The following is an 8,208-nucleotide window of genomic DNA, read 5'->3' as shown; positions in this document are numbered from 1 at the left end:
TATATTGTTTTCATTTACTAAAATTAAAAAGGATTGCAGAATGTTGGGAACCCTAAAGGGTTTCCCAACACTCTGAAAGAGCTTACTATATAGTAAGCTCTTCATTAAAAATCATTTATTTCACAATCGGTAATATTACTTCGCTTAATTTTACTGTAAGCTTCGTACCCGCTTTCGGTCTAATTGTATAATCATAGTCACTAGCAATTAAAACGATCCCAATTTGATGTCCTGCTTTAAATACATAATCATCTGGCTGCATGTCCCATGTAAATGTATAATCTTTTCCAGGTTGAAGCGCTGTTGAATTTTTTATACTATTTAAGTTTTGCGGGTCCATCCAACCTCTCGTAACGATTTCAGGCTTTGCTCCACCGTAATCAACAAGTAAAGCTGTTAAATTTGCTACAGAACGGTCAATATTTCCTTTGAATGAAACTTGCGGTGTACCGCTTATTCGTATATCTTTTTGCAACACCGGCATTGTATACACTAATCGATTTGCTACTTCTAATTCCGGGTTTGCTACTAATTGGTTTGATTTCATTTTTGCATCATCTACGAATGAGAAAACCTTATTAGCAGATCCCATACTTAATGGCAAATTGACTGCTTTATTACTTAAATACATTCGGATTTTTGACGGCACAGCCGCTGGATCTGGCCAATTTTTTAACCTTTCCCATGTTTTATTTTCTCGTTGTACATCAACCATTGGTTCATCCATAATTCCATTTTCAATTCCGTACAACCAATAATCTAACCATTTATTTTGTGTTTGCTGCCAGTTATTACTTGATGTTCCGCCGTGTCCACCTTGATGTAACCACATTTTACGAGGTACATCATTTTCTCCAAGCGCATCCCACCATTGCGCGAACTGCTTCGTTTTTACGTTCCAATCGTTTAAACCGTGAACGACAAATACGCTCGCTTTTACATTTTTAGCATCTTTCACATAGTTACGTTTATCCCAAAAATCATTATAATTACCAGTTTTCCGGTCTTGTCCATCAGTGAGCTCTTTTATAACTTGTCCGCAAACTTCAGGGTTTTCCCTTGTTAGTACTGCTTCTGCCATATTATCTGTATCTTCCCCTTGATACCCACCTGGTGCAATGACTGCGCCATTTGCACGATAATAATCATACCAACTACTAATCGCTGCGATTGGAATAATTGTTTTTAACCCTTCAACGCCAGTCGTCGCAACAGCATTTGGTAACGTACCATTATAAGAAACCCCTGTCATACCTACATTTCCAGTAGACCAATTTGCATTTACTTCTTTTCCATCTTCTGTATATGCTTTCGCACGCCCATTTACCCAATCGATGACAGACTTCGTCCCGAGTATTTCCTGTTCGTCTCCAGTCGTAGGACAGCCATCTGATTTTCCAGTACCGATACTTTCTCCTAAAATAACTGCATAACCTCTTGGCACGTAATAGTTTCCGTACGAACCAAGATTAACCGCTCCATACGGTTTTCCTTCATACGCATACAATTCTTCATCTACATTATATACAGGAACATCTTTTAATCCAGCTCGATATGGACTCATTTCATAAATAACAGGAACTTTCACATTCGGATCAGTTTTTGGACGCATAACCTTTACTGATACACGATCCTTTTTACCATCGCGATCACTATCAACTTCTGTTTCTACAAACAAATTTTCAATAATCGCTTCATCAAGTGAGTAAATAGGTTTTGTCATCCCATTTTCTAATTCAATTTTCGTGTTCGAATGTAATGCTTCTGAAACTTTTCCATTTAACTTAACGCCATTTTCATTTCTAGTGTTTGTTTCCTTATTTTCTGCATACGCAGTCATAGTAGAAACTCCTGATGTAATTGATAAAGATAAAATAGCTGATAGTGTAATTGCAATTTTCTTTTTCTCCATGCCCTTCCCTCCCCAATACTTCTCTTCTTACTATACAACAAAATTACTGAAAATTCAGTTTATATTTTATACAATAACTTGAGAAATTTGTAGAACATTCTCCCTACGAGCTTTCAAAATTATATAGTTCCACTTAATACTGTCTTATAATCATAAAAAAGCATCGTCTCCTATTGAAAATAGACGATGTTTTTTTAGTTTTTAATTAGCCCTTCTTCATATAAATATCAAATTGTATCTCTCCATCTATAGTAGAGACTCCATATTCAAAACCATGTCTTTCTAAAATACTTTTTACTATCGCTAGTCCTAATCCTGTACCTGATTTTTCTTTACTACGAGAAGATTCTAATACATAAAATGGTTCCCAAATTTTATCGATATCTTTAATTTGTTCAGCATGAATACCATTTTGAATTTGAAAATATATACCATCGTTTCTATTTTCTAAATAAATTTTTACATTTTGATTCGTTGTATATTTAATCGCATTAGAAATTAAATTTTGAAACACCATTCCCATTTTATTTAAATCGGCATAAATGATTGTATCACCAACAGTATTGTTCACTTGCAAATTGATTTCTTTCGATTCCAGTTCAATCTTATGTTTATCTATTATACTTTGGACTAGTGGCTCAATAGGGAATTCTTCTTTTTGTAATATATCTCTTTCTAGTTTAGAAAATCGTAATAACTCTTCAACTAGATTTGAAATTTGATCAGTTTGTTTAATAATTGTATCTACGTACGTACCATCATCTAACCCATCTTTTATTCCCATAGAATATGCTTTTACTAATGCTATAGGTGTTTTTAATTCATGAGTGATATCACCCATAAATTGTTTTAAATGTTCATTACGATCTGTTAAATCTTGATGTGCTTCATGCAATTTATCACTCATAATATTGATACTTTTGGCTAAGTCTCCTATTTCATCGTTCGTTTTCACTTTCGTTCTTTTAAACTTCAAACGTGAAATTTCTTCTGCAACATCACTTAATTCTTTCAATGGTGTCGTGATTGTTTTTGAAAGTATCCACACAAGTAAAATAATGAGAAGGAGTGAGAGACACAAAATGTATAAGTAAAATGTATTTAACGTATTAATAATTTCATTTGAATTTGCAATAGAAGTCCCAATTAAAATTATCGTATCATCTTTCGCAATATACTTAGCAAAAAAGCTTGCTTTTACCTTTCCTTGATCATATAGTTTATTCGATTGCCCTTCCGTTTTCACTTTTATGACTTCGTCTTTCGTAATCCACAGTTTATTTAATGTTACCTTCTTTCTCATAAGTTTTGTGTGTAGTGCTTCGTTCATATCAACTATTGACTGGTTGATTGGCGTATACACAATTGAAACATTACTTTCATTTTCAATTGTATGGACAACATCTTCTAAATCTTTTACTGATGTATTTTGTATTTGCATTGTAAATTTATTTAAGTTTTCACGTGTTTTATAAATATTATATTTCGGTAAAAGATAATTAATTAATAATAAAGAGATCATAAAAATAAGAATAACCGTTAAAGAAATGCTGAAAAATAGCTTTTTTCCAAGTTTATTCACTTTGTTCCTCCAGACTATAACCTAAACCACGATGCGTCTTTATAATATTCTCTCCGATTTTTTTACGCAATCTCCTCACATGTGTATCAACCGTTCTCTCTTCTCCAAAATAGTCAAATCCCCATACGATATCTAACAATTTTTTACGCGTTAAAATCATTCCTTTATGATTTAAAAAGCACTTTATTAATTCTAGTTCTGTTTTTGTAATATCTAATTCTATATCATTTTTATATACTTTATTTTTGGCGAAATTTATCTTTACATCTTGCACTTGAATTACATCATCCTGTTGTACAAGCTTTTTCGCTCGGGTAATTAGTACTCCTGGATGAAATGGTTTTTTCACATATTCATCTGCCCCGCTTTGAAGCGCTGCTAATTCATCTTCACTTTCACTTTTCGCCGTAAGCATTAACACTCTTACACTTGAATTCTTTTTTATTTCCTGACAGACTGTAATACCACTATGTTTCGGCATCATCCAATCTAAAATAGCTAAATCTATTTTCTCATCATAAAAAATTTGAAGTGCTTCCTCTCCATCTTTTGCTAATAAAACTTCGAAACCTTCTTTTTCAAAATAAGCTTTTAAAATTTTCAACATATCTTGTTCATCATCTGCAATCAATACTTTCATAATTTATCCTCCATTGCTTTTAAACAAAAACCAATTGTATCATACAACTTCTTTGTTACATGTATGTGACAGAAAAATATTTAAACCTTTTGAGGGTATAGTAAAGATGAGGTGTTGTATTATGAAAAAAAAAATCGGGGTCATTTCTCTTCTTTTCTTCCTATTATCAACAAATGTGCTCGCAAATACAAATCAACAAATTGAAGTGTTTGATTGCAAAAAAGAAATGGTCATTCAAAAACAATCTTTAGATCCAGCAATCGAAAAAGAAGCTGTTCAATACGCTAAAGCAATAACTGGACCATTTAAAAACTTAAATGTCGTTCCGAAAGATGGACATATGATAAAAATCCCTTTATCTAAACCTGTTTCTATTGCCAATCAATGGTTACATACTACAATAGACGAAGTACTTATACTGCTCCCACAAAATGAAAAACCTTATATTATGCTATATGATGATGAGAATAATCCGCATTTTTATTATGTGAAAGGTGATCCAAATAGATTATTGAAACAAATGAATGTTACATTATAATTTAAGAAAGATCCCACAAATATCATTTGCGGGATCTTTCTTTATCGGTTAACAACTTGATTTTCATTTAAAAAATGCATAACCTGTCTTTTATGATGGTTATCATGATCTACAAATTCTTTAATAATATATATAAGAGAATACGGCGTTCCAGTATGAGGACAATGTGATACTCCATTGGCAGTTACAGGTTTCTTTAGATTTCCAGCAGGCAATAATCTAATTTCTTTTACGAGTAACTCTCTTTTTGTTTTTGCTTCTTCAAGAAGTTTCATCTTAGATATACCTGATTTGGCATAACTAGATGCTATTTTATTATATGTATTAAAGTCAGGGAACTCCACTCCCTGTCCTTCTCTCACTGATGGTAAGACCTTACTTAAAAGACATTCATCCCAATTCATAATATGAGATACAATCTCACCAATAGTCCATTTCCCCTCTGATATTGGTGCCACCCACAATTCTTCTTTCATACCTTTCAATGTATTTAACCAAATTGAATATTCATTGAAATCATGAATAATTTTATTTTCTCCCATCATCCAATTCCCCATTCTAATAATAGATTCAAATAAATTATATCATCAATCCACATAAAAATAGAACAAAAGTTCTGTCAGAGTGGATAAATAATAATTCACTACATCCTTTTATATAAGTTCAAATAATGGCTCGCTCCTACATATTTTTTCCCTTTCACAAATCCACCCGAAGTATAAAATTTGTCACCCTGTTCCGTATCTGTATTTTAGACAACGATATTAAAATATTTTTTAGCATCACTTAAAATTCGCACTAACAGTAACCTTCCTAATCCTTTCCTTCGGTATTCTTTTGCAATATAAAATCTCCTTACCCTACCAATCTTATTATTTTCTGTATATGGATCCTCATTTAGCCCTCCTATTCCAATTAACTTTTCCCCTTGAAAAATACCATATAAACATTCTCCAGTTTTATTAAATACATTTATTTTGTTTTCATATTCATTTATTAATTTTATTAGGAAGTTAAAACCTCCTTCCTTACTGTCCTGAACGAGATGACTAATTTCATATTTCATTAAATTTTCTATTTGTTGAATATGTATATCTTTCAAGTAAATTCCCTCCCTTAATATAAAAATATATAAAAATGCTCAAGAATCATTTATTCTGAGCATTTTTATGGTTGTTACCTTATTCAATTCGTAGCATGCGTATTCTGCACTTCAGACAATATCCCCTTCAACTCCATTAAATCATCAATTACTATATCCGCACGAGCCAGTTCATCTTCTTGTGCAAAATCAAAATTGCATCCAATCGCAATTAAACCGTTATCTTTCGCTGCATTTATATCAGATAGTCGGTCTCCAACTACGGCTGCTTCTTTTATATCATATTTGTTCAAAATATTTTTGACTAAGTCACTTTTATTTAGCGATTGTATTTGTTCAATACTACATGTTTCAGTAACCCACTGATCCAAAGCATAATAAGATACGATTGCTTGTAAGTATTCTTTTAAGCCATTACTAGCAATGTATATTGAACAATTATTTTCTTTTATGTGCATAAATACTTCTTTTACATTTGGATATAAAGCACCTTTTCCGCTCTTTATGTTTTCAATTAATCTTTCCAAAAAATATGCGTCTGTTTGTTCTCTCGCTTCAATAGAATGGTCTGGTAATAACGTCTCCCAAACTTTCGGTAACGGCACACCCATAATTTCACGATACTTATCAATTGGCGTTACTGCATCCCATAATTGTAGTGACCGTAAATGATTAAAAGTATCATCTAGCGATACTTCTAAAATTTTATCTGTTTGAAATAACGTTCCGTCCATATCGAAAATTAGTGCTTGAAACATGTCATCCTCTCCTTACATAAGCTGCAAATATTCATCAATATCTTTAGAAATTTGTATAAAAGCTTTATCCCAAAATTCATAGCTTGTTATATCTATTTGAAAATGTTTTTTCATCAGCTCTTCTACTGGAGCTTTTCCTGTTTCTCGTAGAAATTCTTTATACTTTAAATGGAATGTACTTGAGTTTTGCTTCGCTATTTCTACTAAACTAAAACTTGCTAAATATCCAAATGTGTACGGATAATTGTAAAAAGGAACATCCGCAATATAAAATTGAATATATTTCATCCACACGAACGGCTGATATTCACTTAAAGCATGTCCATATACTTCTTCTTGTGCCAATATAGATAACTTCTCAATTTCGTCAGCACTTATGGGACCTTCTTTACATTTTTCATAAAAATTCTTCTCAAATTGAAATGATGCTCGAATGGCCATAACATAATTAAAAGTATTTCTTATTTTCCAGCTAAGTAATGACTTTTTCATATCTATACACTTTGTTGTTTCAATTAAATAGTTTATGAGTACTGTTTCAAAGAAAATAGACGCGGATTCAGCCGTACTCATTGGCAAATAATCATCTAAGAAAGAAGTAGTTTGTTCAAAACTCATATTATAAAAATGCCAAGCATGTCCTAGTTCGTGGACAAGTATCCTTACACTATCGATACTTCCGTCATAACGCATTGAAATACGGGATTCTTTCTCACTGAAAAAAGGAGCGCAAAACCCACCTGGTGGTTTATTCTCTCTCGGTTCACCATCTACCCATCCACTTTCTATCGCATTACGTGCAAATTCTGCTAATTCTTCATCAATAGCTTTTAATGCATCATATATGTTTTGTACTGCTAGTGAAAAAGGAATAATAGCCTCATTATTTTCCTTTATTGTCATAAGTTCATGCCATGTAATGGAATCTTTCCCTATTTTATACATGTTTAAAGCACTAACTAATTTATCAAGATTTTCTTCTGTCGCATTCCACATTTGTAATAATACAGTTTCAGAAATACCATTCACATGAAGAGATTGTGTTAAAATCTCTCTATCTTCTTTTTCATTACTCTTTGTATTACGCAATCTCCCTATTTGATTTAATACAGTAGCAAAGACTTCTTTTTCCTTATGTAATGCATTTATTAGTAGCACAAATACTTCTAATCTTTCCTTTTCATTATCACTATTCATTGCAATATGATTTGCTTGACCAAATGATAATTGTTTATTATTGTGCTCTATTTCTATCTTATTTCTTAATTGTATGTACATATTTTCCCACGCATTAAGTTCATCTTTTATGAACCTAGTATTAATATTATCAGAAATTTCCACCTCACTTTGTTGTATTACTTGCTGTACTTCACTTTTTAGTTCCTTTACTTTCACAGTCAATATAGTATTGTCAGATGAAACACTTTCTTCAGCCGATCGGCAATACAAATAGTATTCTGCCTTTTCAATAGCCTGTATAAGTTTTGAAAGGATTTCCACATCCTTTGTCACTATATATTGTTCTTTCAACTCTAATATCGGAAATATAATATCTTCACACGAATATAATCGATCTAAATCCCACCTAGCAATTTCATGCATTTTTATAGCCGCCTCCTATGTTTACAAATAATTACAGATATTTCTCCCTACCCAATTATATATGAAACTACAAT

Annotated in this window: 7 protein-coding genes and 1 pseudogene; 1 reads left to right on the top strand and 7 read right to left on the bottom strand. The window is 32.0% G+C overall.

The genetic code is table 11. The features are described 5' to 3' along the window. Positions 1-115: 115 nt before the first annotated feature. The 3 genes from JDS92_RS16160 to JDS92_RS16150 form a co-directional block, all read right to left on the bottom strand. Positions 116-1,912, bottom strand: coding sequence for a Xaa-Pro dipeptidyl-peptidase (locus JDS92_RS16160; protein ID WP_098711354.1), 1,797 nt, complete (start codon positions 1,910-1,912; stop codon positions 116-118). Positions 1,913-2,117: 205 nt separating this feature from the next. Next, positions 2,118-3,494 carry a sensor histidine kinase gene (locus tag JDS92_RS16155; protein WP_199632146.1) on the bottom strand — a complete coding sequence of 459 codons (1,377 nt, stop codon included), beginning with the start codon at positions 3,492-3,494 and terminating at the stop codon, positions 2,118-2,120. Next, positions 3,487-4,134 (bottom strand): response regulator transcription factor, encoded by a 648-nt coding sequence (locus tag JDS92_RS16150; RefSeq protein WP_000865955.1) that lies wholly within the window; start codon positions 4,132-4,134, stop codon positions 3,487-3,489. The genes JDS92_RS16155 and JDS92_RS16150 overlap by 8 nt, the downstream gene beginning before the upstream one ends. Positions 4,135-4,255: 121 nt before the next feature. Between JDS92_RS16150 and JDS92_RS16145 the strand changes: the two genes are divergently transcribed. Continuing rightward, positions 4,256-4,672, top strand: coding sequence for a hypothetical protein (locus JDS92_RS16145; RefSeq protein ID WP_087969918.1), 417 nt, complete (start codon positions 4,256-4,258; stop codon positions 4,670-4,672). 41 nt (positions 4,673-4,713) lie between these two features. On the opposite strand, the gene JDS92_RS16140 is transcribed toward JDS92_RS16145, so the two are convergent. The 4 genes and pseudogenes from JDS92_RS16140 to JDS92_RS16125 form a co-directional block, all read right to left on the bottom strand. After that, positions 4,714-5,214, bottom strand: a complete 501-nt coding sequence (locus tag JDS92_RS16140) for a DinB family protein (protein WP_098711355.1) — start codon at positions 5,212-5,214, stop codon at positions 4,714-4,716. A 101-nt stretch (positions 5,215-5,315) separates the two neighbouring features. Then, positions 5,316-5,774 (bottom strand): annotated as a pseudogene (locus JDS92_RS16135) (GNAT family N-acetyltransferase). Positions 5,775-5,857: 83 nt separating this feature from the next. Further along, the gene (locus tag JDS92_RS16130; protein WP_098711356.1) at positions 5,858-6,532 is read right to left on the bottom strand and encodes an HAD family hydrolase; all 675 of its coding nucleotides are present in this window, start codon (positions 6,530-6,532) and stop codon (positions 5,858-5,860) included. Positions 6,533-6,544: 12 nt separating this feature from the next. After that, on the bottom strand, positions 6,545-8,134 hold the full coding sequence (locus JDS92_RS16125) for a M3 family metallopeptidase (RefSeq protein WP_098711357.1): 1,590 nt from the start codon (positions 8,132-8,134) through the stop codon (positions 6,545-6,547). Positions 8,135-8,208 lie beyond the last annotated feature (74 nt).

It is taken from the genome of Bacillus cereus group sp. N12 (genome assembly GCF_016483575.1).
GTDB classification, from domain to species: domain Bacteria; phylum Bacillota; class Bacilli; order Bacillales; family Bacillaceae_G; genus Bacillus_A; species Bacillus_A toyonensis.
The sequence above is the reverse complement of the archived record's forward strand: the minus strand, read 5'-3'. Positions and strand labels throughout refer to the sequence as shown.